Here is a 1,255-nt window from a genome sequence, read left to right on the forward strand (position 1 = left end):
GCTAACGTTCCGCCTTTAGTTTGCATTATTAAATATTAATTACTTTAACCTATAAGGAAACGGGTGAACTAAAACGTTTCGTAGGGTTGTGACCTATTCGCGGCATAAGACCCGTTTCCCCATTAGGACTTGCTTGATCTACTTGGAATGATGGGTTTTTAGACCCGATAAAGGCGATAGCAATGCAAGTATTTTTTATCTCTTAAAAACAAATTTATGAAAAATGTAAATCAAACCATCGGTATTGATGTCTCAAAATTAACTCTGGATGTGTACATCAAAACTGAAAAAGTACACCACCAATTCAGTAATGATTCAAAAGGATTTAAACAACTGATCAATTGGCTTATCAAACGAAAAGTAAATCTTGAACAAACCTTATTTTGCTTCGAGCATACGGGTTGGTATTGCTTACTGTTAAGCTATTTTCTTTATGAAAACAATTACGCTTATTGTTGTGTTAATGCTATCGAAATCAAACGTTCTATGGGTTTAAAACGTGGTAAAAGCGATAAAGCCGATGCGTGGGAAATCGCTCACTATGCCTGGTTAAGACGCGATGAATTAGTCCCCAGCACACCACCGGCAAAGAACATCATCGAATTACAACGTATGATGAGTTTACGCGAACAATTAGTTAAGCAACTCACCGCAAGTAAAAATCTTTACAAAGGAATGCTCGATTTAGTTCATGATGAAATAAACGATGTTTCACTGGGCATTTTAAAAGAAAATATGGTTCAATTAAAGCTTCAAATTCACGCTATTGAAAAAGCTATGAACCAACTCGTTACTAGTGATAAAACTCTTAAAGACAACTATAAATTATCCAAAACGGTCAAAGGGGTAGGAATGATTCTAGCGATGCAAATGCTGCTGCACACCCATAATTACACGCGTTTTGAGAACTCAAGACAATTTTCCGCCTACTGTGGATTAGTACCCTATCCACATCAATCCGGCACCAGTATTCATGGGCGAAATAAAATTCATTCCATCAGTGATAAAAAGATGAAAAGCTTGTTATCAATGTCAGCAATAAGCGCTATACAACACGATAAAGAACTTAAATTGTATTATCAAAAACGGGTAGAAGAAGGCAAACCTAAGATGGTTGTGTTAAACATCATCAGAAATAAAATCGTATCCCGCGTGTTTGCAACCGTTAACCGCGGAACGCCCTATGTAGAATTAAGTAAATTTTCGGCTTAAAAACTTGTTTTTGATCTTGGAATGCCGCTAGCCGACTGTGGCG

General features: G+C 36.9%; 1 protein-coding gene. It reads left to right on the forward strand.

What is annotated here, in order from left to right; translation table 11 throughout:
- The first annotated feature begins 216 nt into the window (after window positions 1–216).
- Window positions 217–1,212, forward strand: a complete 996-nt coding sequence (locus BUC17_RS13860) for an IS110 family RNA-guided transposase (RefSeq protein ID WP_073365522.1) — start codon at window positions 217–219, stop codon at window positions 1,210–1,212.
- Window positions 1,213–1,255 lie beyond the last annotated feature (43 nt).

It is taken from the genome of Flavobacterium fontis, from assembly GCF_900129405.1.
In the GTDB taxonomy this organism is placed as follows: Bacteria; Bacteroidota; Bacteroidia; order Flavobacteriales; family Flavobacteriaceae; genus Flavobacterium; species Flavobacterium fontis.

Coding starts and splice junctions, on each gene's coding strand:
- BUC17_RS13860 (WP_073365522.1), top strand. CDS start 217: ATGAAAAATGTAAATCAAACCATCGGTATTGATGTCTCAAAATTAACT.